Raw genomic sequence first — 25,730 nt, forward strand, 5'->3', positions numbered from 1 at the left:
TGTTTCCTCCGGCGAGCCGGTTTCTTCTTGCTCAGTCGCTCCCTCTCCGCGTTAACAAGGAGAGGGCTTGGGTGAGGGGCCTGCCGGGATCAAATTTTCCCGGCAAACTTATCCGTCGCGCGGATCAACTGGTCCAGTATCCCCGGTTCGGAAAAGGCGTGGCCGGCCCCTTCGATCAGGTGGAACTCCGCTTTCGGCCAAGCCTTGTGCAGAGCCCAGGCGTATTTCGCCGGGCAGGGCATGTCGTAGCGGCCGTGGACGATGACGCCAGGGATGTCCTTCAGCTTGTGGGCATCTCCGAGGAGCTGGCCTTCCTCCATCCAGCCGGCATTGACGAAGAAGTGGTTTTCGATGCGCGCAAAGGCATGCGCATATTCCGCGTCTTCGAACGGCCCACTGGTCGCCGGGTCCGGCAACAGGGTAATCGTCTCGCCCTCCCAGATTGCCCAGGCCTTTGCGGCCTCGAGGCGCACGGCCTTGTCCTCGTGTGTCAGCCGGCGGTGATAGGCAAACATCATTTCGTGACGCTCTTCCGGCGGGATCTGCGCGATGAAGCGCTCCCATTTGTCCGGGAACATTTCCGAGACACCGAACTGATAATACCAGTCAAGCTCGGCCTTGGTCAGCGTGTAGATGCCGCGCACAACCAGTTCGGAAACCCGCTCCGGATGCTTTCCGGAATAGGCAAGCGCCAGCGTCGACCCCCAGGAGCCGCCGAATACCAGCCACTTGTCCACGCCGGCCATCTCGCGCAGCCGCTCGATGTCGGCGACCAGATGCCAGGTGGTGTTGGCTTCGAGGCCGGCATGCGGCGTCGACTTGCCGCAGCCGCGTTGATCCAACAGGGTTATGTCGTAAAGCGCCGGATCGAACAGGCGGCGATGCGTCGGCGAGATGCCGCCGCCTGGGCCACCATGCAGGAAAACGGCAGGCTTCGCCCCGGGCGTGCCAACGCGTTCCCAATAGACGACATGGCCGTCACCGACATCGAGATGACCGGAGGCATAGGGTTGGATTTCCGGATAAAGCGTACGCAATATTTCCGTCATATTTTCAGCCCCTCGGCAGGCCAGACGTCCGTATCGTGATCGGGATGCTGGAAGGAGATGATCTGCTCCTGCCGTGCATAGAAATCCGGATCCTGATGGACCGGCTGCTCGAATATGGTGTCGACCCAAGGCAGGCGCGAGGCGTAATTGACCTGGATCTGCGGCGCCAAATCGTCGCGCTCGTCGAAGGCGCCGATGGCGATCTCCAGTCCGCCGGGATGGCGGTAGGTCAGCGGCGTGCCGCAATTCTTGCAGAAGCCGCGATCGATGTTGACGGAAGACTGGAAATAGGTCGGCTCCCCCCGCGTCCATTCCAGGCCGTCATCCGGCGCCGTGACCAGGGCTGAGAAGAAGTTGCCGAACTGCTTCTGGCACATACGGCAATGGCAGATCGATGGGCGGCCGAGCTGACCGCGAATGCGGAACCGCACCGCGCCGCATTGGCATCCTCCGCTTCGGATGGCTTCAGTCATGGCTCTTCTCCTGTGGCCAGGTTTGGGTATCGTGATCGGGATGCTGATGGTTGGATGACCGGATCGTCAAGGCACGGTCGGAACCATCACTATCTGGTTCCATCGGCAGCCCATCGAGCGTATGGAACCATGACATTTTTCCCGCGGGGTTCGATTGGGCAACAGGCTGCACCGCCATCGGTTTGTCGAGGGAGCCGAGCGTCAGATTAATGAAATCCGTGCCCGGAATGTCGTAGAATAACGGCGTACCGCAAGCGTTGCAAAAGCCGCGGCGCACGAGGTCGGACGAGTGAAACCACGAGGGTTCGCCGCGCGTCAGCTCGAAATCAGCGCGTTGGACGCTGCCGAGCGGCAGGGCGTAATTGCCCGAAGCCTTCTGGCACATGCGGCAATGGCAGAGATGAGGGTAGCCGATTGGACCGGCCGCGCGGTAACGGACCGCGCCGCACTGGCATCCGCCGCTATATCCCTCCGCGATTGTCATTTGCCTGTTTCCGGTGGCCATATTGCCGTCTCGTGATCCGGATGCTGGTGGGACACGATCTCCAGCACGAAGGGCGCCTGTTCCGCATCCTCTTCCGTCCGATGCCCTGGCAGCAGATGCAGCCTGTCGACGAAATCTATCTTGCCTTCCATGCCGAACTGCACCACCGGCGGCAACAGCGACGGATCATCGAAAGCACCCGCCGCGACCGCCACGCCATCGGGCGCCTCATAGGTCAACGGCGTACCGCAATCGCCACAAAAGCCGCGCTCGACGAAATTCGACGACCGGAATTTCTTGCGCTCTCCCCGCGTCCAGACAAGCTCAGCGCCGCGGGTCGAAACCAGCGGCGCATAATAGGCACCGAAGGCCTTCTGGCACATGCGGCAATGACAGATCGATGCGTCTTTGAGCTCGCCCCGCACCCGGAAACGAACCGCACCGCATTGACAGCCACCGGTGTAGGTTTCACTCACCGCTTGACCTCCCACGTCGTTGTCCGCTCACCGGTCGCCGGGTCCTTGCCGTCCTTCAACTGAATGCCCTCAGCCAAAAGCACCTCGCGGATTTTGTCTGCTTCGGCAAAGTTCTTCGCCTTCAGCAATTCCAGCCGCGCCTGAACGCGCCTGTTGATTTCCGCGACGACTGCGTCATCCACCTCCACTTTCTCGGGCAACAGGCCGAGAAGTGCTGCGCTTGCGGCGAAAGTGGGCAGGACGCTGGGATCGGCATTGGCGGCCTGCGCCAGGGCATGCAGTGCCTGGATGGCGGCGACGGTGTTGAGATCGTCGGCGAGTGCCGCCACGATGGCGGCATCCGGCGTTGCATCGCCGATGTCAGCCGCCGGCCATTTGGCCAGAAGCCGCTCAGCCTCTTCCAGACGCTTCACGGAAAAGTCGATCGGCTCGCGGTAATGCGTCATCAGCATGGCAAGCCGCAATACCGCGCCCGGCCAGACGCGGCCGCCGAGTTTTTCGGTGTGCAGCAGCTCGTAGATGGTGACGAAATTGCCTTCCGACTTCGACATCTTGCGGCCTTCGACCTGCAGGAAGCCGTTATGCATCCAGATATTCGCCATGACATCCGTGCCATGGGCGCAACGCGATTGGGCGATCTCGTTTTCATGGTGCGGAAAGATCAGGTCCAAACCGCCGCCATGAATGTCGAAGACATCGCCGAGATAGCGCCCGCTCATGGCGGAGCATTCGATATGCCAGCCCGGACGGCCACGACCCCAGGGGCTCTCCCAGCCAGGCTCGTTCTCGTCAGACAGCTTCCAGAGCACGAAGTCGCCCGGGCTCTTCTTGTGTTCTTCGACGGCGACGCGGGCGCCGGCTTGCTGCTCATCGAGGTTGCGCTTGGAGAGCTGGCCGTAATCCACCATGGATTTGGTATCGAACAGCACTTCTCCAGCCGCCTGATAGGCATGGCCCTTGGCGATCAGCTTTTCGATGATCTCGATCATCTGCGCGATGTTTTCCGTCGCCCGCGGCTGCACTGTCGGCTCAAGGGAGCCGAGCGCGATCGCGTCTTGGCGATATTGCGTTTCGGTCTTCTCGGTGACCAGGCGGATCGCTTCGTTGAGCGGCAAACCGGGATGATCACGCAAGGCCCGCGCGTTGATCTTGTCGTCAACGTCGGTGATGTTGCGCACGTAGGTGACGTGGCTTTCGCCATAGATCTGCCGCAGCAGCCGGAAGAGCACGTCGAAGACGATGGCCGGGCGGGCATTGCCGATATGGGCGAAATCATAGACCGTCGGGCCGCAGACATACAGGCGGACGTTCTCGCGGTCGATCGGCTTGAAGTCGACCTTTTCGCGCGTCAGCGTGTTGTAAAATTTCAGGTGCGGCTCGGTGCCCATTTCACTCTCCCAAAGGCATAAATCCGAAAAAATATCGTCACCGGCAGGCCGGACGTTTGTCATCTTGGATTTTGGGAGACGAAAACGGCCAGGCCAGCGGAACGCTAGCGAATAATCTTCCGGCAGATAATGCAGATAACCGTTTTCATGGCGGGCTTTATCGCGCGACTACGGTGATTGGTCAAGGGGGGAGTGTCCCCTTCTCCCCGTCGGGGAGAAGGTGCCTGAAGGGCGGATGAGGGGGCTGTCGAGCGCGGCGAGACAGGGCGTTGAGCGGCAAGCGAAAGGCAATCCCCTTACGGGTGCAACGCCCCCTCGACCCGCACTGCACGCATCCTTCTCCCCCCGGGAGAAGGTAATGTTATTCCGGCATCCGGTAGTCGACGAGCTTGTTCTCGCTAATGACAAAGAGTTTGCCGGTTTCAGTGACATCGGGACCGGCGAGCGGCAGGATGGCTTGTGCTACATCACTGGGATGCGGCAGCGTGTCCGGATCTTCGCCGGGCATTGCCTGGGCGCGCATTGCGGTGCGAGTGGCGCCTGGGTCGACGCTGGTGATCCGCAGCGCCGTGCTCTGGGTTTCACCGGCCCAAGTGCGGGCAAGCGCCTCGACGGCCGCCTTGGATGCCGAATAGGGACCCCAGAACGGCCGGCAGCGATGGGCTGCGGCCGATGACAGGATGATGGCGCGGCCTGCGTCAGCGCGCATCAGCAGCGGCTCGACCGAACGGATCAGCCGCCAGGTGGCGGTGACGTTGATGGTCATCACCTTTTCGAAGACCTTGGCTTCGACATGGCCGATCGGCGAGATGACGCCGAGGACGCCGGCATTGGCGACGAGGATATCGAGCTTGCCCCAGCGCTCGAAGATAGACCCGCCAAGTGCATCGATCGCGGCCATATCGGCAAGATCGAAGGGCACCAGCGTTGCCGATCCGCCGACAGCCTTGATGGCGTCGTCGAGCTCTTCAAGGCCACCCACCGTGCGGGCGCAGGCAATCACATGCGCGCCTGCCTTGGCGAGCTCCAGCGCGGTGAAATAACCAATACCGCGCGACGCGCCGGTAACCAGGGCGATTTTGTTCGTGAGGTCTATGCTCATGCTGTCTTGGTCCGAATGCGCTGGAAAAGGTGAGCGGCGAAAAGCCCCGTGTCAGCCGTTGCTGGCGAGCACGGAAAGCTTGCGCACATTGCTGGTGCTTTCCTTGTCGAGCAGGCGCGTCGGATAATCGCCGGTGAAATAGTGGTCGGTGAACTGCGGCTGCGCATTGTCCCGGCTCTCGCCGCCGACAGCCTGGTAAAGACCGTCGATCGACAGGAATTCGAGCGAATCCGCGCCGATGTAATCGCACATGGCTTTCAGGCTGTTGTACTGATTGGCGAGTAGCTTGTCGGCATCCGGCGTATCGATGCCGTAGAAGTCCGGATGATAGATCATTGGGCTGGCGACACGGATGTGCACTTCGCTGGCGCCGGCCTCGCGGATCATCTGCACGATCTTCACCGACGTGGTGCCGCGTACGATGGAATCGTCGACAAGGACAACGCGCTTGCCGGCAATGATGGCGCGGTTGGCGGAGTGCTTCAGCTTCACGCCGAAAGCGCGGATCTGCTGTGTCGGCTCGATGAAGGTGCGGCCGACATAGTGGTTTCGGATGATGCCGAGCTCGAAGGGAATGCCGCTTGCCTGGGCATAGCCGATGGCCGCCGGCGTGCCGCCATCCGGCACCGGTACGACGACGTCAGCCGCGACAGGCGCTTCCTTGGCAAGGTTGATGCCCATGTTCTTGCGGGCGACATAGACGTTGCGGCCGCCGACGACGGAATCGGGGCGGGCGAAATAGACATATTCGAACAGGCAGAGACGCTCGGGGCGGGAAACCTCGGGCTTGCGGGCATCGATGGTGATCGAGCCGTCGGGCTGGATCTCGCAGATGACGACTTCGCCGTTTTCAACGTCGCGGACGTATTTCGCACCAATGATGTCGAGAGCACAGGTCTCCGAGCAGAAAATCGGCTTGCCGTCGAGTTCGCCCATCACCAGCGGCCGGATGCCGATCGGATCGCGGGCTGCGATCAGCTTGGTGCGCGTCATGGCCAGCATCGAATAGCCGCCTTCCATCTGGCGGATCGCGTCGATGAAGCGGTCGGAGGAAGAGGGATGCTTGGAGCGGGCGATGAGATGGAGAACGACTTCCGTGTCCGACGTCGACTGACAGATGGCGCCGTCGGCGATCAATTGCCGGCGCATGGTCAGGCCGTTGGTGAAATTGCCGTTGTGGGCGATGGCGATGCCACCAACTTCCAGCTCGGCAAACAGCGGCTGGACGTTACGCAGGATCGTCTCGCCCGTGGTCGAATAACGTACATGGCCGATCGAACGGTCGCCGGGCAGCCGGGCCAGGGTGGCAGGGTCGGTATAGTGATCGCCGACAAGGCCCATGCGGCGCTCCGAATGAAAGCGCTGGCCATCGAAGGAGACGATGCCGGCCGCTTCCTGACCGCGATGCTGCAAAGCGTGCAGGCCGAGCGCCGTCAGCGTTGCCGCGTCGGGGTGGCCGAGAATGCCGAATACACCGCATTCCTCATGCAGCGTGTCGCCGTCGATATCATTCTCGATGGAAGGGGAATGGTTCATGGCTGCAGGCCTTTGCTCTCAACATGGGACCGGTCAGGCGGCATCGCGACTGAATGCAAAAATAACTGAAAATCCGGCCGGAAAGAATATCGGGCCGGATCTTCGGATTTCGTGCCGTTCACATGGCGATTATCGCCCCGCGGGTCAAGCCTGTAAACGCACTGTTAATTGTTCGTCTGCGGCGCGGGCGCGTCATCGGACGGTGCCGCGTCGTTCGTCGTGCCATCCTGCGGCTGCGATTGCTGCTGCTGGTTCGGCGCGATCTTGTTGATGATCTCGGCCGGAAGCATCGCCTGAATGTTTTCCGGAAGCGCGGATTTGAGCTTTTCGACCATCGAATCGAGGAAAGGCTTGGACTTGGCGTTGTTGACCCAATCCGGGCGAGCGGCCGGCGCGACCAGCCAGTTCCAGAAGGCAACGACGACGACCATCAGCAGCAAGCCGCGGGCGGCCCCGAAGAGAAAGCCGAGCGTACGATCGAGCGCGCCGATGCGGCTGTCGATGATGAAATCCGCGATCCTGATCGTAATGAAGGAAATGATGATCAGCGCGATCAGGAAGATGACAGCGGCCGACGCGATCGTCGCGATGCGAACGTCCGCTGTGTAGTGCATCGCATAAGGCACGAGCAGCGAATAAAGATAGTAGGCAGCGACGGCCGAGCCGCCCCAACTGACGATCGAGAGAATTTCGCGGGAAAAGCCGCGGACCATGGCCAGAACGGCGGAGAACAAAATAACGCCGATAACAATACCGTCGAAAATCGTAATGGGCATGTATAATCCACTCCAAGACTTGCCATGCCAAGCATGGCTGCCATCGGCCTCAAATATGCGCCTTTCGCCCCGTCAAGAACGGTTCAAGTAAGGCTCAGTCTTCGTCTTCCGCGCGCTTGAGCGCGCCCTTCGATCCGGCTATGCGCGCCACCAGATCCGGCAGGCCATCGATCTCGCTCCAGCGTCCGCCATTGCCTTTCGGCAGGTCGGAGGAGGCGGTGGGGAGAAGCGCTGCAGAAAATCCCAGCTTCTCGGCTTCCTTGAGGCGCTGAGCGGTGTGCGCAACCGGCCGGACGGCGCCCGACAGGCTGACTTCGCCGAAATAGACGCAATCTGCGGGAAGGGCAAGACCGGCCAGGGATGAAACCAGTGCAGAGGCGACCGCGAGGTCCGCAGCCGGCTCAGAAATACGATAGCCGCCGGCAATATTGAGGTAAACATCGTGCTGGCCGAGCCGAACGCCGCAATGCGCTTCGAGAACCGCGAGAATCATCGATAGCCTCGCCGAATCCCAGCCGACGACAGCACGGCGCGGCGTGCCGAGCGATGTCGGAGCAACCAGCGCCTGCACCTCGACCAGCACCGGCCGGGTGCCCTCCATGCCGGCAAAGACGGCCGCGCCTGGCGATTTGGAATTGCGCTCGCCGAGGAAAAGTTCGGATGGATTGGCCACTTCCCGCAGGCCTTTGTMGGACATTTCGAAGACGCCGATTTCGTCGGTCGGGCCGAAGCGATTCTTCACCGTGCGCAGGATGCGGTAATGATGGCCGCGATCGCCTTCGAAATAGAGAACGGCGTCGACCATATGTTCGACGACGCGCGGACCGGCGATCTGGCCGTCCTTGGTGACGTGGCCGACCAATACCATCGCGGCGCCCGTCTGCTTGGCGAAGCGGATCATCGCCTGTACGCCGGTGCGCACCTGCGTCACCGTCCCGGGTGCCGATTCGGCAAGCTCGCTCCACAGCGTCTGGATGGAATCGATGATGACGAGGTCCGGCCGCTTGCCTTCGGCGAGCGTCGCCAGGATATCCTCGACATTGGTTTCGGCCGCGAGCAGCACATCCGTGTTGGCGGCGTTCAGCCGCTGGGCGCGAAGCCGAACCTGCGCCACCGCCTCTTCGCCGGAGACGTAGACGATCTTGTGCCCGCGTCGGGAAAGGGCGGCGGCTGCCTGCATCAATAGCGTCGACTTGCCGATGCCGGGATCGCCGCCGACCAGCACCGCCGAGCCCCGCACGAAGCCGCCGCCGGTCGCCCGATCGAGTTCGGAGATGCCGGTGTGGATGCGTGGCGCTTCCTCGATCTCGCCCGACAGCGCCGTCAGTGTCACCGGCCGGCCCTTCTTCGGCACCTTGGCGGGGCCGCCGCCGATGCCACCCATCGGGTCTTCTTCGACGATGGTGTTCCATGCACCGCAACCATCGCATTTGCCCGCCCAGCGGTTATGGACCGTGCCGCAGTTCTGGCAGACGAATTGTGTACGGGCTTTTGCCATCGGATGCTGTTCTCAATTTATAGAGCGGTTTAGCGTTTCAGGAATCGCTTTCCCCGCTCCATCTCTTTGTTTTTACGCATTCCGGACGGAAAACCGCTTCGCACTTTTCCTGGAATTGCTCTAGTGCCTCGCTGTTCGCCGCGAATCGCGGCTGGCTGTCAGATAATGTCTTTCCCAACAGATCAAAACTAATGATTTCCGTATCAGCGGCGATTGTGTCAGCCTTTATGCCGGGTTTTCGATCGATGGTGACGGATGTTCGACTATACGCTTGCGCATTGGATCGCGTTTCTTTCGGCCGCCGTCCTGCTCAATCTGTCGCCGGGGCCGGACATCGCCTTCATTCTCGGCCACACGATCAGAAGCGGCAGACGCTCCGGCTTTGCCGCATTGTTCGGCATATGGAGCGGCGCCTGCCTGCATGTGCTGATGGCCGCAGCCGGGCTATCGGCAATATTGGCGGCCTCGGCCATCGCGTTCTCGACGGTCAAATGGGCCGGCGCCGCCTATCTCATCTGGCTTGGAATACAGGCACTGCGCTCGAAGGGTGAAGGCGCCTGGATCACGGAAGCCGGCAAAGCATTGCCCTGGAGCCGCATCTACCGGCAAGGTATCCTGGTTTCGCTGCTCAACCCGAAAGTGGCCATCTTCTTTCTCGCGTTCCTGCCGCAATTCGTCGTTGAAGGGGCTGGCCCGGTCTGGGCGCAGCTCTTGCTCCACGGCAGCCTCATCATCGTGGTTGCCGCCTTCATCGAGCCACCGCTCATTCTTCTCGGAGGTCGCCTTGCCGAGGCGCTACGGCGCAACCGAAACGCGGGCCTGTGGCTGGACCGGGGGCTTGGAACATTGTTCGTAGCGCTGGGCGTCCGCTTGGCGGTCAGCGTGCGTTGAGCCGCTACTCGTCAGTCTCTTCAAAAACATACCGGCGCTCATGTCTCAGCCCCAGGCCGGTCAGCATCTCGTAGCCGATCGTCCCGGCGGCGCGGGCAGCGTCGTCAACGAGGATATTCTTGCCGAAGAGCTCGATATAGTCGCCGGCGCGGACCAGTTTTTCGGGGACGTCGGTCACGTCGAAGATCGTCAGGTCCATGGTGATGCGGCCGGCAACTGGCACCTTGTGCCCGGCGACGAAGCCCTGGCCGCCGGCAATGCCCGTCTGGCGCAGCGGCACGCCGCCGCTCGATTGGCTGCGCATATAGCCGTCGGCATAACCGGCCGAGACGACGGCGAGCCGACTGTCGCGGGTGAGCTCCAGCGCCCCGCCGTAACTGACCCTCTCGCCGGCCTTGACCGTGCGGGTCTGAATGATGCGGGCCTCGGCCGTTGCGACCGGCCGCATCGGGTTCGCCGTTCCGTTCACCGCCTGGCCGCCATAAAGGGCGATGCCTGGGCGAGTGAGATCGAAATGATATTCGGGGCCGAGGAAGATGCCGGCCGAGTTGGCAAAGCTCGCCTCGATGCCTTCGAAGGCGGCGCTGACGTTGCGGAACGCCTCGAGCTGTTGCCTGTTCATCGCATTGGCGGGGTCGTCGCCGCAGGCAAGGTGGCTCATCACTAGGACGGGCGCAAAACTCGCGGGGCGCGAGACATCATTGGCGAGCGCAATGGCGTCCTCTGCCTGAAGTCCCAGCCGGTTGAAGCCGGTATCGACCTGCAGCGCGCAAGGGTAGTCGCCATAATCCGCTAGCACCGACATCCAGAAGGTCAATTGCTCTTCGGAAGCGATGACGGGCACAAGATCGTTTTCGAAAAACAGTCGCTCTGTCCCAGGCCAGATGCCGCAGAGTACGAAGATGCGGGCATCCGGGGCGTAGAGCCGAAGCGTCACGCCCTCTTCAGCGGTGGCGACGAAGAAATCGCGGGCGCCGGCGATATAAAGCGCCTCGCCGACATCTTCGATCCCCAGGCCGTAAGCGTCGGCTTTCACCGCGGCTCCGGTGCGGGCCCTGCCGGAGCGGCGGGCCATATCGAGCCAGTTCTCGACCACTGCTCCCAAATCGACCGTCAGCCGAAGGCCGGCAGAAGCGAAAGCGTCATTGTCTTCGAAACTATCTGTCATGGAACCGCCTGAACAAAAAATGGCCGGAGGGGATGCTGCTCCGGCCAGAATACTGATCATCGATGGAAAGAGAAAGTGCTGCACTGCACATATGCGCAGCAGATACCTCCATCAGTGCTCTTCATATTGCAGGAAGGACGAGTCGGCGAGATCGGCGAAGCGCGTGAATTCCGACTGGAAGGCGAGCTTCACCGTGCCTGTCGGTCCGTGACGCTGCTTGGCGATGATGACGTCGGCCGTGCCTTTCACCTTGTCGAACAGGGCTTCCCATTCCGCATATTTCGGATCGGCTGGATCGCGCGGTTCGGAGTTCTTGACGTAATATTCCTCACGGAACACGAAGAGCACCACGTCGGCGTCCTGCTCGATGGAGCCGGATTCACGCAGGTCCGAGAGCTGCGGCCGCTTGTCGTCGCGGCTTTCGACGGCACGCGAGAGCTGGGAGAGCGCGATGATCGGAACATTCAGCTCCTTGCCGAGCGCCTTCAGGCCGGTGGTGATCTGGGTGATTTCCTGGACGCGGTTCTCGTTCGATTTGCCGGAGCCGGTCATGAGCTGAACGTAGTCCACCACCAGAACGTCGAGGCCGCGCTGGCGCTTCAGGCGCCGCGCACGCGCGGAAAGCTGAGCAATGGAGATGCCGCCGGTCTGGTCGATATAGAGCGGCACCTTCTGCATCATCATCGAGCAGGCAACCAGCTTTTCGAAATCGGCATCGTTGATGTCGCCGCGGCGGATCTTCGATGAGGAGACTTCCGTCTGCTCGGAAATGATACGGGTGGCGAGCTGTTCGGACGACATTTCCAGCGAATAGAAGCCGACGACGCCGCCGTTCTTCGCCTTTGTGGAGCCGTCCGACTGCACTTCGCCTTCATAGGCGGCGGCGATATTATAGGCGATATTGGTGGCGAGCGAGGTCTTGCCCATGCCGGGACGGCCGGCGAGGATGATCAAGTCCGAGCGCTGCAGGCCGCCCATCTTGCTGTCGAGCGAGTGAATGCCGGTGGAAATGCCGGATAGACCGCCGTCGCGCTCCTTTGCGACGGCCGCCATGTCGATCGCCAGCGCCACGGCGTCGTTGAAGGCCTGGAAGCCGCCGTCGTAGCGGCCGTTTTCCGCAAGTTCGAACAGCCGGCGCTCCGTATCCTCGATCTGCGTCTGCGGCGGCATGTCGAGCGGTGCGTCAAAGGCGATGTTGACCATGTCCTCGCCGATGGTGATCAGCGCGCGGCGCAGCGCCAGATCGTAGATGGCGCGGCCGTAGTCTTCGGCGTTGATGATCGAAACGGCTTCGGTCGCGAGACGGGCGAGATATTGCGCCACCGTCATGTCGCCGACTTTCTCTTCGGCCGGCAGGAAAGTCTTGATCGTCACCGGATTGGCTGTCTTGCCCATGCGAATGATATCGCCCGCCACCTCGAAGATTTTCCGGTGCAGCGGCTCGTAGAGATGAATGGGTTTCAGAAAATCGGAGACACGGTAGTAGGCGTCATTGTTGACGAGGATAGCGCCGAGCAGGGCCTGTTCGGCCTCGATATTATTGGGCGCTTCGCGGTAGTGCGCGTCGGCGGGAGCAATGGCGGCGATCTTTCGCGCAGCTTCGTTCATTTTCCGTCTCTTCGTATTCTTGAGTGCCGATTGGTTTGCGACGATCCCGTGTCACGGTCAATTGCCGAAGGGTCGTGGCGTGCCGCAGGGCGCTGGTTCGTTCGAGCTATTCACGTTGTTCCACTCGTCCACAGGGACAAACGCTCCGAAGGAAAAAAAGCCTTTGTCGCCACTTTGCAACGCAATGTCCGACACGCGAATCACATACAAAAACCTCTATGGATGATTTTAGCCCGATCTGTCCCGGTTGAAACCCGGCGGGGCGGCAATCGCGCTTGAAAAGATGTGAGAACCCCGCTATCTCCTTGAAATAGGGTAGGATACTAATAGTATAAAGCAGCAATAATGTCTGGTGCGCCATCACGCCGAGAACTGTTCGACGAGCTTTCCGCTTTTAATCGGAAGCTGAGGGCGGCGTTCGACGGTCTGGTGCGTGAGCACGGTATGACATTGGCCAGAGCCCGGGTTTTCCATAAGCTTTCCAAGCGCGATGGCATCAATCAGCGCGAACTCGCCGACGAGCTGGAGCTTGAGACTCCGACCCTGGTGCGTATCCTCGACGCCATGGAAGCACAGAGCTTCATCGAGCGCCGCGCGGTGCTGTCGGACCGGCGCGCCAAGCAGATATTCATGACCGAATCCGGAAAAGTGGTGGCGGCCGAAGTTGAGGCTCTTGCCACCGGCGTGCGTGCGGATATCCTGCAGGGGATTTCGGACGAGGATGTCGGCATGGCCCTCAAGGTCATCCGCGCCATGACCGCCAATCTACAGAACGTGGGCAAGTCATGAGGTAGCGTATGAGCGGCGAGCCGGCCCCGATCAATGCGGAAGCCAATGTCGCCGCGCCTGCCGCCCCGCCGCCCGTGCCGCGATGGAAGGTCCCGCTTTATATCGGCGCCTCCGTCATGTTCTTCTTGACACAGGGCCTTGGTCTTAATCTCGCCTTCGCCAATCTCACGCAGATCCAGGGAAGCATCGCCGCCACGACCACCGAATCCGTGTGGCTGTCGGCAGCCTATATGGCGCCGAATGTCAGCCTCGCCATTGCGCTGGTGAAGATCCGCCTGCAATACGGCGTGCGCAATTTTGCCGAAGTCAGCATTCTCGGCTTCGTCGTCGCCTCGCTGCTCAATCTCTTCGTCTCCGACCTGCATTCGGCCATCGTCGTCCGCTTTTTGAGCGGCATCGCGGCGGCACCGCTGTCGACGCTTGGTTTCCTCTACATGCTGGAAGCTTTCGAACCGGCCAAGAAGCTGACGATCGGCGTCAGCCTGGCGATGATGAATACGCTACTGGCCGCGCCCATCACTCGCCTCGTCTCGCCATCGCTTCTCGATTACGGCGAGTGGCGCGGGCTCTATACCTTGGAAATGGCACTGGCGCTGCTGGTGATGCCGATCATCTATCTGCTGCCTCTGACGCCGCCGCCGAGAGTGAAGGTGATCGTCTTCGGAGATATCATCAGCTACCTGCTGGTCGCCGTCGGTTTCGGCTGTCTTGCAATCGTTCTTTCCGTCGGGCGACTGTATTGGTGGCTGGAAGTGCCATGGCTCGGCGTGCTGCTGGCCGTCAGCATCGCCACTTTGACGCTTGCCGCCGTCATCGAACTGCGGCGGCCGACGCCACTGATCGATGTCCGCTGGCTGCTCAGCTCCGAGATATTGCACCTGACGGGCATTCTCCTGGTCTTCCGCATGATTGCCGGCGAGCAGACCTCGGTCATCATGACCTTCTATCAGAATGCCGTTGGTCTGCTCTACGATCAGCTCGCGATGCTCTACTGGATCATCCTTGCTTTCTCCATCATCGGCGGTCTGATCTGCACGGTGCTGATGAGCTACGGCTTGAGTTGGCAGATCCAGTTCGTCGCTCTCGTCATGATGGCGGCTGGCTCCTTCATGGATGCCCAGGTTACGACGCTGACCCGGCCCGAACAGATGTATCTTAGCCAGGCACTGGTGGCGGCCGGCGCAGCCCTTTTCCTGCCGCCGTCCATGTCCGCGGGCTTCAAGGCGGCCTTTGCGAGAGGTGCACCGTATCTGGTGACCTTCTTCGTGGTCTTCACCTTCACGCAAAGCATCGGCGGCCTGATCGGCTCTGCCTTCTACGGCACGCTGATCACCATCCGCGAAAAATTCCATTCCGCCGTGCTGACCGAACATGTGTTGCTGACTCACCCTGTCGTCGCCCAGCGCGTCAGCCAGCTTTCTGCGTCTTATGGCAAGGTGATCGGCGACAGCGCTTTGCTGAAGGGCGAGGGGTTGGCGCTACTCGGCGTGCAGGTCACCCGCGAGGCCAATACGCTCGCCTATAGCGATGCCTTCTTTGTTGCCGGTGTCATCGCGGTCGTGTCGCTTGCTGCTCTTTCGCTGCATGTATTCTACCGTTTCATCAAAGCGCGGCTCGCCGACGATCGGCCGCAGACCGCGGCTTCCAACCCGTGAGGATATGAAATAGCTCCATGTCGAGGCTCGTTCGCTCCCCCATCGAAGTTATCGCCGTCCTCGCCGGTGTCGGCGGCGTCATGCTGGTGCTCTATGCCTGGCACCTGCCACCTTTCCAAAGTTCCGTCGAGACGACCGATGATGCCTATGTCAGAGGCTACGTCACGACGATCAGCCCGCAGGTTAGCGGTTATATTACGGATGTTCCGATCAGGGATTACAAGCTCGTCAAACAGGGCGACGTGCTGACGAAGATCGACGATCGCATCTATCGGCAGAAGGTGGCGCAGGCGCGCGCGACGCTGGACGGCCAGAAGGCGGCGCTTGCCAATTCGCAGCAGCAGGAGCAGGCGGCACGCGCCGGCATCGCCTCCAGCCAGGCTCAGGTCGATAGTGCCAACGCGGCCATGAAGCGCGCCCAGCTTGCCTGGGATCGCGTGGCGACGCTGGTGGCCAAGGGCGTGTCGACGACCAGCGATTCGGAGCAGGCACAGGCGACGCTGGAACAGGCTAAGGCGGCCGTCAATCAGGCGAAGGCCGGCCTTGACGTATCGCAGCAGAATCTGACGACGATCATCGTCAACCGTGCCTCGCTGGAGGCCGGCGTCAGTGGCGCGGAGGCCGCCGTGCAGCTCGCGGAGATCGATCTTCAGAATGCGACGATCGTCGCGCCACGCGACGGCCGCGTCGGCGAAGTCGGCGTACGCCTCGGCCAATACGTGACGCCGGGCACGCAGCTTATGGGACTGGTTCCGAAAGATGTCTGGGTCATCGCCAATTTCAAGGAAACCCAGCTCGACGGCATGAAGGTCGGCCAACCCGTAACAATCTCGGTCGATGCGCTCGGTCATCGCGAGCTCAAGGGCCATATCCAGCGCTTTTCGCCGGCGGCGGGCTCGGAATTCGCCGTTATCAGACCCGACAACGCAACGGGCAATTTCACCAAAGTGGCGCAGCGCGTCGGCGTCCGCGTTAAGATCGACGAAAATCAGCCCGAGGCGCAAGATCTGGCGCCCGGCATGTCGGTGGTCGTCTCCGTCGACAAGAATTCGGCGCCGGTGCAGGATACGGCGGAGAATTGAGACGCGGACGGGCAAGCGTCGGTAAACCCTTGCAGTCAAACAAAAAGCCTGGGTCGCGAGACCCAGGCTTTCTCATGTTCGCAGCCGATGCGAAGGCTTGAATCAAGCTTCGTCTTCGGCGTTGCCGTCAGCTTCCGGATCGAAGAAGTCTTCCGGACGCAGGGCGTCTTCGTCAACGCCGTAGATGGCGTCAGCGGAGGTGAGCGTTTCGCCCTTGGCCTGACGCTCGGCTTCTTCAGCGGAACGGGCAACGTTCAGCTCGACGTGGATTTCGACTTCGGCGTGAAGCGCGATTACAACGTTGTGCAGGCCAATCGCCTTGATCGGCGTGTTCAGGTGAACCTGGTTGCGGCCGATGTTGAAGCCTTCCGCTGCGAGGATTTCAACGACGTCGCGAGCGGCGACCGAACCGTACAACTGGCCGGTTTCGCCAGCCGAGCGAACGACGATGAAGGACTTGCCACCGAGAACGTCGGCAACCTTCTGAGCTTCGCTGCGGCGCTCGAGGTTACGGGCTTCCAGCGTTGCACGTTCGGCTTCGAAGCGAGCCTTGTTAGCGGGGTTGGCGCGCAGTGCCTTGCCGAGCGGCAGCAGGTAGTTACGGGCAAAGCCGTCGCGAACCTTAACCACTTCGCCCATCTGGCCGAGCTTGGAGATGCGCTCGAGGAGAATGACTTCCATTTTGTTGTTCCTTTCTGATGTCAGATTTTCGTGTCTGGTTGTTTGGAATTATCGGTATTCTTGTTCGGGGTCAGGGCGATCGCTTTGCGTGTATCGGCAAGACCGAGAATGAGGACGATGAAGGCGGGCAACGTCAGTATGAGCGACGTCAGGTAGCAGAGGACCAGAACGGGCACCCGCCAGTCCTTGCCACGGGTGCGGTAGTGGAGCGCCGCAAAGCCGGAGACGAGAAAGCCTGCGCCGAACGCGCCAACGGCCGCCGCGCCGATCAATGCCGGGGTGCCCCCGAAAAAGAGGGCGACGATGGCGGCGAGAAAGACGAAGATTGCGTTCCGGTTCATGCGCAGCGCCGACGGAATATCTTCGCGCGGACGCAGATTGCGGCTCGATGCCGCAACGATGCGGGTGGCGATATAGTAGGCGGCCAGCAGCATCAGAACCCAGACGATACCCCAGACGACCGGCACGGCGTAGAGCATGAAGGATTTCGTCTTGGCGATCGCTACTGGATCGAGCGGCATCGTAGGCTGCTGATCCTGCATGACGGTGACATAGAGATCGACGACTTGGCCGATCAGGTCCGAGCCATATCCCATGACCGCGCCGGCGACGACGATGACGACGGCCGCCAGGCCGCAGAGATGCAGCATGATATCAGACAGCGGATACCAGGCCATCAGATGGTCGGGACCGCCGAGTTCGGAGGCTGGGCGCGCCAGATTGGCAAGATGGCTGAGCCAGGCCGGAATCAGCGCCAGCAGCACGACAAAAAGCCCGAATGGCAACGAATAGCCGACGGCGCCGACAAGGCCAGCCGTCACGACGGCGGTGACAACAGCGATATTGCCCCAGCCGAGGCCGACGATGAGGATCGGAAGAGCGGAAAGCGCGCCGAACAGGATGAACAGCCATGGCTGCACCGTCGCGCCATACACGAGTAGGGCGGCGGTTAGACCGGCGAGCGCGCCGATGCCAAGCTCTTTTGCGTTCAACTTTTTCACGTCGCTGTCCTGCTTCGTATCGAGCAGTTAGAGGATGCCTTCGCCACTCGGGCCTGAAAGCCGTCCCCAACATGGGGTTTCAAGGTTCCGATCCGCGCCCATCGCGAAAGGGAGAAGGGAAGGCATTGCTGCCTTCCCTCTAATTCATTCTGCGTCGGCCGCTATTAAGCGACGACGTAGGGCAGCAGGCCGAGGAAACGGGCGCGCTTGATCGCCTGAGCGAGCTCGCGCTGCTTCTTCTGGGAAACGGCCGTGATGCGGGACGGAACGATCTTGCCGCGCTCGGAAATGTAACGCTGCAGGAGACGGACGTCCTTGTAGTCGATGCGCGGCGCATTGGCGCCCGAGAACGGGCAGGTCTTGCGGCGGCGATGGAACGGACGGCGGACCGGTGCGGAGGAAACTTCAGACATTCTCAAATCTCCTTATACGCGGTCTTCGCGCGGACGGCGCGGACGATCTTCGCGGTCACCACGATCCGGGCGCGGACCACGATCGCCGAAGCTGCGCTCCGGACGGTCGCCATCACGGCGCGGACGGTCGTCACGGTCGCGCTTCTGCATCATGGCAGACGGGCCTTCTTCGTGCTTTTCAACAGCGATCGTCATGTAACGCAGGACGTCTTCGCTGATGCGCATCTGGCGTTCCATTTCCTGGATCGCAGCGGCCGGTGCATCAATGTCCATCAGGGCGTAATGAGCCTTGCGGTTCTTCTTGATGCGGTAGGTGAGGGACTTGAGGCCCCAGTTTTCGATACGCCCGACTTTACCGCCGTTAGCTTCGATAACACCCTTGTACTGTTCTACGAGGGCGTCGACCTGCTGAGCGGAAATATCCTGTCGGGCAAGGAATACATGTTCGTAAAGAGCCATGGATAGCTTTGCCTTTCTTGCGTTGGTCTGAACCCGATATTCGGCGGCTAAGCCTCAACGACTGCTCCTGAGAGGGGTGACCCTAAGCAAGAAAAGCGTTTCCGAGACGGTCGAGAGCGGAGACACGGGAGGCTGGAACGCTTCCGTTCCGAACGATTTTCTGAGAAGAAAACCGGCCCTCCGTTCAGCCACCAGCCAGAAGACCGGGTTGCGAACAGGGCGGCTTATACGGATTTTTGCGCGAAAGGCAAGGGGCGAATTGCGCAGTCCGACAGCGGACACTCCTGCCTGGACCAAGGCAGGCGGCCTCAATTCTCCGGCAAGGTGAAGACCGCGCAGGGGTCGGCGATGCCGCGCAACGGATGCTCGCCCAAGGGGATCAAGGGGGTTGTCGTCTGCGCCGCAACGGCGCCGGAGATGAGCACGCTGCGGCCAAGCGGCTTGCACAGGCCTTCGAGCCGGCTCACCAGATTGACCGCCGGGCCGATCGCGGTAAAGTCCAGCCGGTCGGCCGCGCCGATATTGCCCCACAACATCTCGCCGAAATGCAATGCCGCGCCAAAGGGCAGCGGCGGCAGCCCCTGCGCTTGCCGCACCGTATCGAGATGAACCATGCCGGCGCGGGCGGCGGCGACCGCGCGCAGCGCCGCCTCACAGGCTTCGCCCGGTGTGCTTGTGACCGGGAAAATCGCCAACGCGCCGTCGCCGATGAATTTCAGCACCTCGCCTCCGAAAGCGTGCACCGCTCCGGCAACGCGGTCGAACCAGGCGTCGAGGGAAGCGATCATCGCCGCCGGCTCCGTCGCCTCGGACAAAGCGGTGAAATCGCGCAGATCGGCGCAGAGCAATGCGGCTCGGATGGTTTCCCCCGTGCCGCGGCGCAGCGCGCCGGCTTGGACCCGCGCCGCACTGCGCCGGCCGAGATAGGCCTCGAGTAGCGCTGCCAACGCCGCCCGCGAAGCCAGKGCGCTCAAGGGGGCTGCGGCGAAGCGCGCCGTCTCCCGCAGCCGACCGGCCTCGCTAGGGTCGAATGGCCGGAGCCCCGCCCAACCCAGCACCGGGCTGTCCGCGGCCGAACCCACCGTGTCTTCATGCATGGGGCCAAGCCCGGCCAGCCAATCGTGGCCGGCTTGACTGGGTGGGCCGCCGACGAAACCCAGCGCMTCGATCACTGCCCCGGTTTCCGCCCGCCACAGCCAGATGCGCCGGGCGATGATCGGATGCGGCACCGCGAGCGACAGGGCTCCTCCGGCAAGTGGCAGGCCGTCGGCCAGCAGCCGGCGGCCGAGCTCGGCCAGGAACCGTTCAGGGCCAGGAGAGGCATCGGCCTMATCAACCAGCCAGGCAAGGGGGAGGGGCAAATCCATGTCTGATCATGCCATGGCAGCMGCAGGCTGTCATCCGCCGTTGCGATGGTGCTTCTGCGTGTGATGACAGTCCCCGGCAGTGCTCAGGACCGACGCATTCAGGAACGGAAGGCTGTCACATTCTGCCAGCCATAGGGTCGGGACCCGGATCACGCCCGGCTGCGGCTTCGGACAGCCGGCCGAGGTAGTGAGCCCAGCCTTCAGAATGGCCAGCGCATTGTTCGGCATTGGGCAGGCCGGTGTGGGTCAGACGTAGCAGCGTTCCGTCCGGCTGCTCGATGAGGTCTATCTCGACCAGGCTCGATCCCGGGGGGACCACCTCGCTGCCATCCCAGCCGAAGCTGTAGGCCAGGCGGTGTACCGGCACCACCTCGCGGAACGAACCGCGGGCGAAGCGAGCGCCAGTGACGTTGACGAGATAGAGTCCTTCGGGCTGAGGCTCGATCTGTGCCTCCGTACCCATCCAGCGCAGAATCTTTTCCGGATCGGTCAGGAGGGCGAACACGGCTGCGGGCGGTGCCGGGATGCGCCTTTCCTGGCGGACGACGAGGGGCTCTTGCATCGGTCTCTCCTTTGGTTGCATGGCCTGCCTCACCGGAGGCGGAGATTGAGCAGGCGCATCCTATCGCGGAACGTCCTCATGCAACAGCATGTAGGGGGCAGGCTCGCTCACAACAAGGGCGGTGCAGACGCTTGAAGACGAATGGATTTGCTAGTGATCCTTGGGAAATATCGGCATCGGCGCACCCTTCATCATGTCGGCATAGAGATGTTCGGTCTGCTGATCCGTCGGGAACATGCATTCGAGCCTGAGCTCCTGCGACGCGATGGTCATCGGGGTGCCGACTGTCGTTACCAATGAAAAGAAGTTGAGGCTCTGGCCATCCTTCACAAAGGTCAATGGAACGACGGGTGTGCTGCCGGGTGCGGTGAGCGCTTTCCGGTCGAAATCGACGTCGGGATAAGCGAGCAGCGTTTTCAGCAGTTCCCGAGTTTTGTCATCGACGACCCGGCCGATGGACTCACGATGAACGCGCGCCAGCAAGCTTCTCGATGTMTCCGCCCAGTTATCAATGAAGGGGCGCATCCCAGCGGGATCGAACATCAAATGCAGCAGGTTGCGTGGCGATTTGCGCGCCGCCATATCGACGAAGCAATTGAAGAAACGGAGCGTGGCCGTATTGGACATCAGAACGTTCCAATAGCGATCCATGACGATTGCGGGGAAAGGTTCGTGCTGACGCAGCATGCGCCGCAGAGCATCCGCGACGGGCTGCATTTCCGGCGCGTCCCAGGAATCCTCCGAATAGATCGGGGCGTAGCCAGCGGCGAGCAACAGAGTGTTGCGCTCGCGGAACGGCACATCGAGCGCTTCCGCAACGGTCAGCAGCCTCTGGCGGCTGGGAACGCTGCGGCCGCTTTCAACGAAGCTGATGTGACGTTGCGAAACACCCGTATCCATTGAAAGGTCGAGCTGGCTTTTGCCGCGCACCTCCCGCCAGTGGCGCAGCAACGGGCTGAGCTGTTTCGAGACCGATAGGGCTGTGTTGCTGTTCGTCATGGAGGGTCTCCGTGTGAACTGTGCCGTGGCGACTTCCTCTAAAAAGGCGGCCGCGCACGGCATCTTATGTCTGGCATGCGAAGGTTAGAATTGCACTGGCCCCACCGAACCGAACCAATGACGCACCTTGGTGTGATCAGCCTCGTCCATGTAGAAGAAGTGCGTCATGACGGGCTTGACGACGGGGTGGTTAGGATCGTTCGGTGTCATGGTAACGAAGCCACGGAAGATCTTGAGGAGCCCGCCGTCCCAATATTCCGTCACATCATGGAGGGCGGTAAATCCGGTGTCGATGAACGCGCGCAGGCTTTCGCGGATAGTCTCGCGGCCCTTCCATTCGGCGACGCCCAAATTTGCGGTGGCGTCTTCCGTAAAGCAGTCGAAGCCACTGCCGAAGGTCTTGTCGTCAATCTCCTTCCAGAAGGCCAGCAGCCAGCCTGGGGTTTCACGTTTGCTGAAAATCATCTCATTCATCGTCTGTCTCCGGACGTGTGCTTAGGGCAATAAGAGGCTGCAGCGCCCCGGGGTCAAACCGAAGGCGCTTGATGTCTATTCCTCTGCGGCACCGGTTCGGTGCCTATCTCTCGTGGAGATGCCCCAAAGTTACGCGCCGGTCGGACGTGTCTCAATTACATCAGAGGTCATATTTCGCCGGTCGTCGCGCCCTGCCACCGAGGCAAGGCGCTTTCACGAGGCATTACATCGGCATCGGATACAGCCGGTGTACCTTTTCAATCTCGGCAATTGCCTCTTCCGGCAGCGTGACATAGGCGGAAGCGATGTCGGTTTCGAGCTGGGCCATCGATGTCGCGCCGATGATGACGGAGGTCATGAAGGGCTTGGTCAGGCAATAGGCGAGCGCCAGCTTGGCAGGGTCGAGATTATATTTGGCGGCGATCTCCAGATAGGCCTTGACCGGCGGCTCCTGCAGCGGCTGCAGACGGCCGCCGATGTCGGGATTGATCGAGCCACGCGAGCCGGCAGGGCGTGCGCCGCCGACATATTTGCCGCTGAGAATACCACCGGCGAGCGGCGAATAGGCGAGCAGGCCAACATCTTCGTGGTGCGACAGTTCGGCGAGATCGAGATCGAAGTGGCGGTAGAGCAGATTATATTCGTTCTGCGTCGAGACGACGCGCGGCAGGCCCTTCTGTTCGGCGATCGTCAGGTATTTCTGGATGCCCCAGGTCGTCTCGTTGGAGAGGCCGATGGCGCGGATCTTGCCGGCCTTCACCAGCTCACCCATCGTCTCCAGGATTTCGGCGATATTGGCGACCGTTTTCTCGCGATCCTGGGTGAAGGGGTTGTAGCGCCAGTTCTGACGGAAGTGGAAATGACCGCGGTTCGGCCAATGCACCTGATAAAGATCGATATAGTCGGTTTTCAGCCGCTTCAGGCTGCTGTCGATTGCCGCGCGGATATTGGCGGCATCCGCGCCCTGGCCGCCGCGCAGATAGTCACGACCAGGCCCGGCGACCTTGGTGGCAAGCACGACGTCCCCGCGCTTGCCGGTCTTTTCGAACCAGGTGCCGATACATTCCTCGGTGCGGCCCTGAGTCTCCGGGCCGACCGGCGTCGTCGGATACATTTCAGCCGTGTCGAAGAAATTGACGCCCTTGTGAAGCGCATAATCCATCTGCTCGTGCGCCTCGGCTTCGCTGTTCTGTGTGCCCCAGGTCATCGTCCCCAGGCAAATCTGTGAAACGGAAATATCGGTGCGGCCTAAATTCTTATACTGCATGGGAAAACCTTGATGCTTGCGGAAAAGGTGGTGGGGGAAGGATGCTCCAAATCTAGGTCGGAAATGAGCAAGCGCAAGAAGAAAATCGAGATGTTTCGCACACGCAAAAGGCAGGGACTGCAGGGGCTGCGCTATTGACTCCACCGCAAACAATGTCATTGGGAAGCGAAACGACCCCCGAAGGAAGCTTGATATAATGACTGTTGCTTTCACATTTCCCGGTCAGGGTAGCCAGGCCGTCGGCATGGGCAAGGATCTGGCCGACAACTTCGCCGAAGCGCGCGCCGTCTTCGAGGAAGTCGACGAAGCGCTCGGTGAAAAGCTTTCCGACATCATCTTCAACGGCCCGGACGATAGGCTGACGCTGACGGCGAATGCGCAGCCGGCGTTGATGGCCGTGTCGATCGCCGTCATGCGCGTTCTCCAAGCGCGCGGCCTCGATCTGAAGAGCAAGGTTGCCTATGTCGCCGGTCATTCGCTCGGCGAATATTCGGCGCTTTGCGCTGCGGGCACTTTCTCGCTCGCCGATACGGCGCGGCTGCTGCGCATTCGCGGCAATGCCATGCAGGCGGCGGTTCCGGTGGGCGTTGGCGCCATGGCGGCCATCATCGGCCTGGAACATGCCGACGTCGTCGCGGTTTGCACCGAGGCTTCGGCGATCGGCGCATGTCAGATCGCCAATGACAATGGCGGCGGTCAGATCGTCATTTCCGGTGAAAAGGCCCCGGTCGAAAAGGCTGCCGAGCTTGCGACCGCCAAGGGTGCCAAGCGCGCCATCCTCCTGCCTGTTTCCGCACCCTTCCATTCGTCGCTGATGGCGCCCGCCGCCGAGGCGATGCGCGCGGCTCTGGCAGAGGTTGCAAAATCCGATCCCGTCGTGCCTGTCGTCGCCAATGTCCGCGCGGCGCCGGTGAAGGACGCCGGTGAGATCGCCGATCTGCTGGTTGCGCAGGTGACGGGCCAGGTCCGTTGGCGCGAGACCGTGGAATGGTTTGCCGCCAACAATGTGACAACATTGTATGAAATCGGCGCTGGCAAGGTGCTGACAGGCCTTGCCCGGCGCATCGACAAATCGGTGAACGGTATCGCCGTCAACACGGCGGCCGATATCGACACCACTCTCGCCGGCCTGCTTGGCTGATACAGAAATTAAGGAACGAGGGACATCAAATGCTCGATTTGACTGGCCGCAAGGCCCTGGTAACCGGCTCTTCCGGTGGTATCGGCGAAGAGATCGCAAGACTGCTGCATAAGCAGGGCGCCATCGTCGGCCTGCACGGCACGCGCGTTGAGAAGCTCGAGGCTCTGGCCGCCGAACTTGGCGACCGCGTCAAGATCTTTCCGGCTAACCTGTCCGATCGCGATGAGGTCAAGGCGCTCGGTGCCAAGGCCGAAGAAGAACTCGGCGGCGTCGACATCCTCGTCAACAATGCCGGCATCACCAAGGACGGTCTGTTTGTGCGCATGAGCGACGAGGACTGGGATGCGGTTCTGGAAGTCAATCTGACGGCGGTCTTCCGCCTGACGCGCGAGTTGACCCATCCGATGATGCGCCGCCGCTATGGCCGCATCATCAACATCACCTCCGTCGTCGGCATCACCGGCAATCCCGGCCAGGCCAATTACTGCGCCTCCAAGGCCGGCATGATCGGCTTCACCAAGTCGCTGGCGCAAGAGATCGCGACCCGCAACGTGACTGTCAACTGCGTCGCTCCCGGCTTCATCGAGAGCGCCATGACCGGCAAGCTGAACGACAAGCAGAAAGAGGCGATCATGGGCGCTATTCCCATGAAGCGCATGGGCAACGGTGCCGAAGTTGCATCCGCCGTCGCCTATCTCGCCTCCTCCGAAGCAAGCTACGTCACCGGCCAGACGATCCACGTCAACGGTGGCATGGCAATGATCTAAAAAAGGAAAAGTCTATTGGGGGGAACTTTCCCCTCCAATAGCATGTTGAGCAACCTGGAAGCGGCGATTTTCTGGCTTTGCGACAGACTTAAACCGTGTTAAGCGGGCCATGACTGTGATCAGTCGTCCCGAAAATGCAGACGGACCGGGCCGCGTGTATGGCGGCCGGACCAGATGTGAAGGCCGGGTTGAACGGGTTTGCCAGCCGCGCCATGCAGGCGTTGCAGGCTTGAACAGGGTAGGGATGTCACACGGCATTCTGATCAGGACATAAATAAGGTCGAGGAAACCGACATGAGCGATATCGCAGAACGCGTAAAGAAAATTGTTATTGATCATCTTGGCGTCGACGCCGACAAGGTTGTTGAAAGCGCAAGCTTCATCGACGACCTGGGCGCGGACTCGCTCGACACCGTCGAACTGGTCATGGCCTTCGAAGAAGAATTCGGCGTTGAAATTCCTGACGACGCTGCCGACTCGATCCTGACGGTCGGCGATGCGGTAAAGTTCATTGAGAAGGCTCAGGCCTAATCCTTTGCACTTTGTGACGGGCGGGCTCTCTGAGTCCGCCCTATTTCGTCCGGCCGGGTCGGACGGATCATATTCATACGCATGGCATTATAA

At 61.3% G+C, this 25,730-nt stretch carries 27 protein-coding genes; 7 read left to right on the plus strand and 20 right to left on the minus strand.

Features of this window, described 5'->3' with window-relative positions; translation table 11 throughout:
• Nucleotides 1-89 precede the first annotated feature (89 nt).
• From pip to radA, 9 genes are all read right to left on the minus strand, one after another.
• Nucleotides 90-1,049, minus strand: a complete 960-nt coding sequence (gene pip / locus QD357_RS17450) for a prolyl aminopeptidase (protein WP_107107598.1) — start codon at nucleotides 1,047-1,049, stop codon at nucleotides 90-92.
• Nucleotides 1,046-1,522 (minus strand): GFA family protein, encoded by a 477-nt coding sequence (locus QD357_RS17455; protein WP_107107599.1) that lies wholly within the window; start codon nucleotides 1,520-1,522, stop codon nucleotides 1,046-1,048. The genes pip and QD357_RS17455 overlap by 4 nt, the downstream gene beginning before the upstream one ends.
• Nucleotides 1,515-2,006, minus strand: coding sequence for a GFA family protein (locus tag QD357_RS17460; RefSeq protein WP_107107600.1), 492 nt, complete (start codon nucleotides 2,004-2,006; stop codon nucleotides 1,515-1,517). The genes QD357_RS17455 and QD357_RS17460 overlap by 8 nt, the downstream gene beginning before the upstream one ends.
• Nucleotides 2,003-2,482 carry a GFA family protein gene (locus tag QD357_RS17465; RefSeq protein WP_107107601.1) on the minus strand — a complete coding sequence of 160 codons (480 nt, stop codon included), beginning with the start codon at nucleotides 2,480-2,482 and terminating at the stop codon, nucleotides 2,003-2,005. Before QD357_RS17465 ends, QD357_RS17460 begins: the two co-directional genes overlap by 4 nt.
• Nucleotides 2,479-3,870: a cysteine--tRNA ligase gene (gene cysS / locus QD357_RS17470; protein WP_107107602.1), complete on the minus strand. Its 1,392-nt coding sequence runs from the start codon at nucleotides 3,868-3,870 to the stop codon at nucleotides 2,479-2,481. Before cysS ends, QD357_RS17465 begins: the two co-directional genes overlap by 4 nt.
• Nucleotides 3,871-4,231: 361 nt before the next feature.
• Entirely contained in the window at nucleotides 4,232-4,972 is a 741-nt protein-coding gene (locus tag QD357_RS17475; protein WP_107107603.1) for an SDR family NAD(P)-dependent oxidoreductase, read from the minus strand.
• A gap of 51 nt (nucleotides 4,973-5,023) precedes the next feature.
• Nucleotides 5,024-6,508: an amidophosphoribosyltransferase gene (purF, locus tag QD357_RS17480; protein ID WP_107107604.1), complete on the minus strand. Its 1,485-nt coding sequence runs from the start codon at nucleotides 6,506-6,508 to the stop codon at nucleotides 5,024-5,026.
• A 164-nt stretch (nucleotides 6,509-6,672) separates the two neighbouring features.
• Complete coding sequence (locus QD357_RS17485) at nucleotides 6,673-7,284, minus strand: CvpA family protein (RefSeq protein WP_107107605.1); 612 nt, start codon at nucleotides 7,282-7,284, stop codon at nucleotides 6,673-6,675.
• Between the two features lie 94 nt (nucleotides 7,285-7,378).
• A complete protein-coding gene (radA, locus tag QD357_RS17490) occupies nucleotides 7,379-8,782 on the minus strand; it encodes a DNA repair protein RadA (RefSeq protein WP_414124639.1) in 1,404 nt (467 codons plus the stop codon).
• A 255-nt stretch (nucleotides 8,783-9,037) separates the two neighbouring features.
• On the opposite strand from radA, the gene QD357_RS17495 reads away from it, so the two are divergent.
• Nucleotides 9,038-9,673, plus strand: coding sequence for a LysE family translocator (locus QD357_RS17495; protein ID WP_107107607.1), 636 nt, complete (start codon nucleotides 9,038-9,040; stop codon nucleotides 9,671-9,673).
• Between the two features lie 4 nt (nucleotides 9,674-9,677).
• Here QD357_RS17495 and alr read toward each other — a convergent pair whose 3' ends face one another.
• Both alr and QD357_RS17505 read right to left on the minus strand, forming a co-directional pair.
• Nucleotides 9,678-10,841: an alanine racemase gene (gene alr / locus QD357_RS17500; RefSeq protein WP_107107608.1), complete on the minus strand. Its 1,164-nt coding sequence runs from the start codon at nucleotides 10,839-10,841 to the stop codon at nucleotides 9,678-9,680.
• 111 nt (nucleotides 10,842-10,952) lie between these two features.
• The gene (locus QD357_RS17505; RefSeq protein ID WP_028753385.1) at nucleotides 10,953-12,449 is read right to left on the minus strand and encodes a replicative DNA helicase; all 1,497 of its coding nucleotides are present in this window, start codon (nucleotides 12,447-12,449) and stop codon (nucleotides 10,953-10,955) included.
• Between the two features lie 345 nt (nucleotides 12,450-12,794).
• Here QD357_RS17505 and QD357_RS17510 point away from each other — a divergent pair, with 345 nt between their 5' ends.
• From QD357_RS17510 to QD357_RS17520, 3 genes are read left to right on the plus strand one after another with little or no spacing between them, the layout of a single operon-like run.
• Entirely contained in the window at nucleotides 12,795-13,238 is a 444-nt protein-coding gene (locus tag QD357_RS17510) for a MarR family winged helix-turn-helix transcriptional regulator (protein ID WP_107107609.1), read from the plus strand.
• Between the two features lie 8 nt (nucleotides 13,239-13,246).
• Nucleotides 13,247-14,893: an MFS transporter gene (locus QD357_RS17515; RefSeq protein ID WP_107107610.1), complete on the plus strand. Its 1,647-nt coding sequence runs from the start codon at nucleotides 13,247-13,249 to the stop codon at nucleotides 14,891-14,893.
• 17 nt (nucleotides 14,894-14,910) lie between these two features.
• Complete coding sequence (locus QD357_RS17520) at nucleotides 14,911-15,975, plus strand: HlyD family secretion protein (protein ID WP_107107611.1); 1,065 nt, start codon at nucleotides 14,911-14,913, stop codon at nucleotides 15,973-15,975.
• Nucleotides 15,976-16,077: 102 nt separating this feature from the next.
• Here QD357_RS17520 and rplI read toward each other — a convergent pair whose 3' ends face one another.
• The 9 genes from rplI to QD357_RS17565 form a co-directional block, all read right to left on the minus strand.
• Nucleotides 16,078-16,656 carry a 50S ribosomal protein L9 gene (gene rplI, locus QD357_RS17525; protein WP_107107612.1) on the minus strand — a complete coding sequence of 193 codons (579 nt, stop codon included), beginning with the start codon at nucleotides 16,654-16,656 and terminating at the stop codon, nucleotides 16,078-16,080.
• 20 nt (nucleotides 16,657-16,676) lie between these two features.
• Nucleotides 16,677-17,657 (minus strand): DUF2232 domain-containing protein, encoded by a 981-nt coding sequence (locus tag QD357_RS17530; RefSeq protein ID WP_107107613.1) that lies wholly within the window; start codon nucleotides 17,655-17,657, stop codon nucleotides 16,677-16,679.
• Nucleotides 17,658-17,821: 164 nt separating this feature from the next.
• The gene (gene rpsR / locus QD357_RS17535; RefSeq protein ID WP_004122103.1) at nucleotides 17,822-18,070 is read right to left on the minus strand and encodes a 30S ribosomal protein S18; all 249 of its coding nucleotides are present in this window, start codon (nucleotides 18,068-18,070) and stop codon (nucleotides 17,822-17,824) included.
• 12 nt (nucleotides 18,071-18,082) lie between these two features.
• Nucleotides 18,083-18,529, minus strand: coding sequence for a 30S ribosomal protein S6 (gene rpsF, locus QD357_RS17540; RefSeq protein ID WP_028753379.1), 447 nt, complete (start codon nucleotides 18,527-18,529; stop codon nucleotides 18,083-18,085).
• 308 nt (nucleotides 18,530-18,837) lie between these two features.
• Entirely contained in the window at nucleotides 18,838-19,896 is a 1,059-nt protein-coding gene (locus tag QD357_RS17545; protein WP_414124640.1) for an adenylate/guanylate cyclase domain-containing protein, read from the minus strand.
• 115 nt (nucleotides 19,897-20,011) lie between these two features.
• Complete coding sequence (locus tag QD357_RS17550) at nucleotides 20,012-20,458, minus strand: SRPBCC family protein (protein WP_107107615.1); 447 nt, start codon at nucleotides 20,456-20,458, stop codon at nucleotides 20,012-20,014.
• 150 nt (nucleotides 20,459-20,608) lie between these two features.
• Nucleotides 20,609-21,457: a helix-turn-helix domain-containing protein gene (locus QD357_RS17555; RefSeq protein WP_414124641.1), complete on the minus strand. Its 849-nt coding sequence runs from the start codon at nucleotides 21,455-21,457 to the stop codon at nucleotides 20,609-20,611.
• An 84-nt stretch (nucleotides 21,458-21,541) separates the two neighbouring features.
• On the minus strand, nucleotides 21,542-21,931 hold the full coding sequence (locus QD357_RS17560) for a hypothetical protein (protein ID WP_107107617.1): 390 nt from the start codon (nucleotides 21,929-21,931) through the stop codon (nucleotides 21,542-21,544).
• A gap of 223 nt (nucleotides 21,932-22,154) precedes the next feature.
• On the minus strand, nucleotides 22,155-23,198 hold the full coding sequence (locus tag QD357_RS17565) for an aldo/keto reductase (protein WP_107107618.1): 1,044 nt from the start codon (nucleotides 23,196-23,198) through the stop codon (nucleotides 22,155-22,157).
• Nucleotides 23,199-23,394: 196 nt separating this feature from the next.
• Here QD357_RS17565 and fabD point away from each other — a divergent pair, with 196 nt between their 5' ends.
• The 3 genes from fabD to QD357_RS17580 all read left to right on the plus strand — a co-directional run bounded on the left by fabD (nucleotide 23,395) and on the right by QD357_RS17580 (nucleotide 25,637).
• Nucleotides 23,395-24,339, plus strand: coding sequence for an ACP S-malonyltransferase (fabD, locus tag QD357_RS17570; RefSeq protein WP_107107619.1), 945 nt, complete (start codon nucleotides 23,395-23,397; stop codon nucleotides 24,337-24,339).
• A gap of 29 nt (nucleotides 24,340-24,368) precedes the next feature.
• Nucleotides 24,369-25,106 carry a 3-oxoacyl-[acyl-carrier-protein] reductase gene (gene fabG, locus QD357_RS17575; protein WP_107107620.1) on the plus strand — a complete coding sequence of 246 codons (738 nt, stop codon included), beginning with the start codon at nucleotides 24,369-24,371 and terminating at the stop codon, nucleotides 25,104-25,106.
• A 294-nt stretch (nucleotides 25,107-25,400) separates the two neighbouring features.
• A complete protein-coding gene (locus tag QD357_RS17580; RefSeq protein WP_003547058.1) occupies nucleotides 25,401-25,637 on the plus strand; it encodes an acyl carrier protein in 237 nt (78 codons plus the stop codon).
• Nucleotides 25,638-25,730: the final 93 nt, after the last annotated feature.

Origin of the sequence: Rhizobium sp. BR 317 (assembly GCF_047445835.1) — a bacterium.
In the GTDB taxonomy this organism is placed as follows: Bacteria; Pseudomonadota; Alphaproteobacteria; order Rhizobiales; family Rhizobiaceae; genus Rhizobium; species Rhizobium paranaense.

What these genes read in the sequence shown, in the direction of transcription:
- QD357_RS17580 (WP_003547058.1), top strand. Translation starts at nt 25,401, where the DNA reads ATGAGCGATATCGCAGAACGCGTAAAGAAAATTGTTATTGATCATCTT.
- rpsR (WP_004122103.1), bottom strand. Translation starts at nt 18,070, where the DNA reads ATGTCTGAAGTTTCCTCCGCACCGGTCCGCCGTCCGTTCCATCGCCGC.
- pip (WP_107107598.1), bottom strand. Translation starts at nt 1,049, where the DNA reads ATGACGGAAATATTGCGTACGCTTTATCCGGAAATCCAACCCTATGCC.
- QD357_RS17485 (WP_107107605.1), bottom strand. Translation starts at nt 7,284, where the DNA reads ATGCCCATTACGATTTTCGACGGTATTGTTATCGGCGTTATTTTGTTC.
- QD357_RS17550 (WP_107107615.1), bottom strand. Translation starts at nt 20,458, where the DNA reads ATGCAAGAGCCCCTCGTCGTCCGCCAGGAAAGGCGCATCCCGGCACCG.
- QD357_RS17520 (WP_107107611.1), top strand. Translation starts at nt 14,911, where the DNA reads ATGTCGAGGCTCGTTCGCTCCCCCATCGAAGTTATCGCCGTCCTCGCC.
- QD357_RS17455 (WP_107107599.1), bottom strand. Translation starts at nt 1,522, where the DNA reads ATGACTGAAGCCATCCGAAGCGGAGGATGCCAATGCGGCGCGGTGCGG.
- cysS (WP_107107602.1), bottom strand. Translation starts at nt 3,870, where the DNA reads ATGGGCACCGAGCCGCACCTGAAATTTTACAACACGCTGACGCGCGAA.
- QD357_RS17460 (WP_107107600.1), bottom strand. Translation starts at nt 2,006, where the DNA reads ATGACAATCGCGGAGGGATATAGCGGCGGATGCCAGTGCGGCGCGGTC.
- QD357_RS17510 (WP_107107609.1), top strand. Translation starts at nt 12,795, where the DNA reads ATGTCTGGTGCGCCATCACGCCGAGAACTGTTCGACGAGCTTTCCGCT.
- QD357_RS17495 (WP_107107607.1), top strand. Translation starts at nt 9,038, where the DNA reads ATGTTCGACTATACGCTTGCGCATTGGATCGCGTTTCTTTCGGCCGCC.
- fabG (WP_107107620.1), top strand. Translation starts at nt 24,369, where the DNA reads ATGCTCGATTTGACTGGCCGCAAGGCCCTGGTAACCGGCTCTTCCGGT.
- fabD (WP_107107619.1), top strand. Translation starts at nt 23,395, where the DNA reads ATGACTGTTGCTTTCACATTTCCCGGTCAGGGTAGCCAGGCCGTCGGC.
- QD357_RS17475 (WP_107107603.1), bottom strand. Translation starts at nt 4,972, where the DNA reads ATGAGCATAGACCTCACGAACAAAATCGCCCTGGTTACCGGCGCGTCG.
- QD357_RS17565 (WP_107107618.1), bottom strand. Translation starts at nt 23,198, where the DNA reads ATGCAGTATAAGAATTTAGGCCGCACCGATATTTCCGTTTCACAGATT.
- alr (WP_107107608.1), bottom strand. Translation starts at nt 10,841, where the DNA reads ATGACAGATAGTTTCGAAGACAATGACGCTTTCGCTTCTGCCGGCCTT.
- QD357_RS17505 (WP_028753385.1), bottom strand. Translation starts at nt 12,449, where the DNA reads ATGAACGAAGCTGCGCGAAAGATCGCCGCCATTGCTCCCGCCGACGCG.
- QD357_RS17560 (WP_107107617.1), bottom strand. Translation starts at nt 21,931, where the DNA reads ATGAATGAGATGATTTTCAGCAAACGTGAAACCCCAGGCTGGCTGCTG.
- purF (WP_107107604.1), bottom strand. Translation starts at nt 6,508, where the DNA reads ATGAACCATTCCCCTTCCATCGAGAATGATATCGACGGCGACACGCTG.
- rpsF (WP_028753379.1), bottom strand. Translation starts at nt 18,529, where the DNA reads ATGGCTCTTTACGAACATGTATTCCTTGCCCGACAGGATATTTCCGCT.
- QD357_RS17515 (WP_107107610.1), top strand. Translation starts at nt 13,247, where the DNA reads ATGAGCGGCGAGCCGGCCCCGATCAATGCGGAAGCCAATGTCGCCGCG.
- rplI (WP_107107612.1), bottom strand. Translation starts at nt 16,656, where the DNA reads ATGGAAGTCATTCTCCTCGAGCGCATCTCCAAGCTCGGCCAGATGGGC.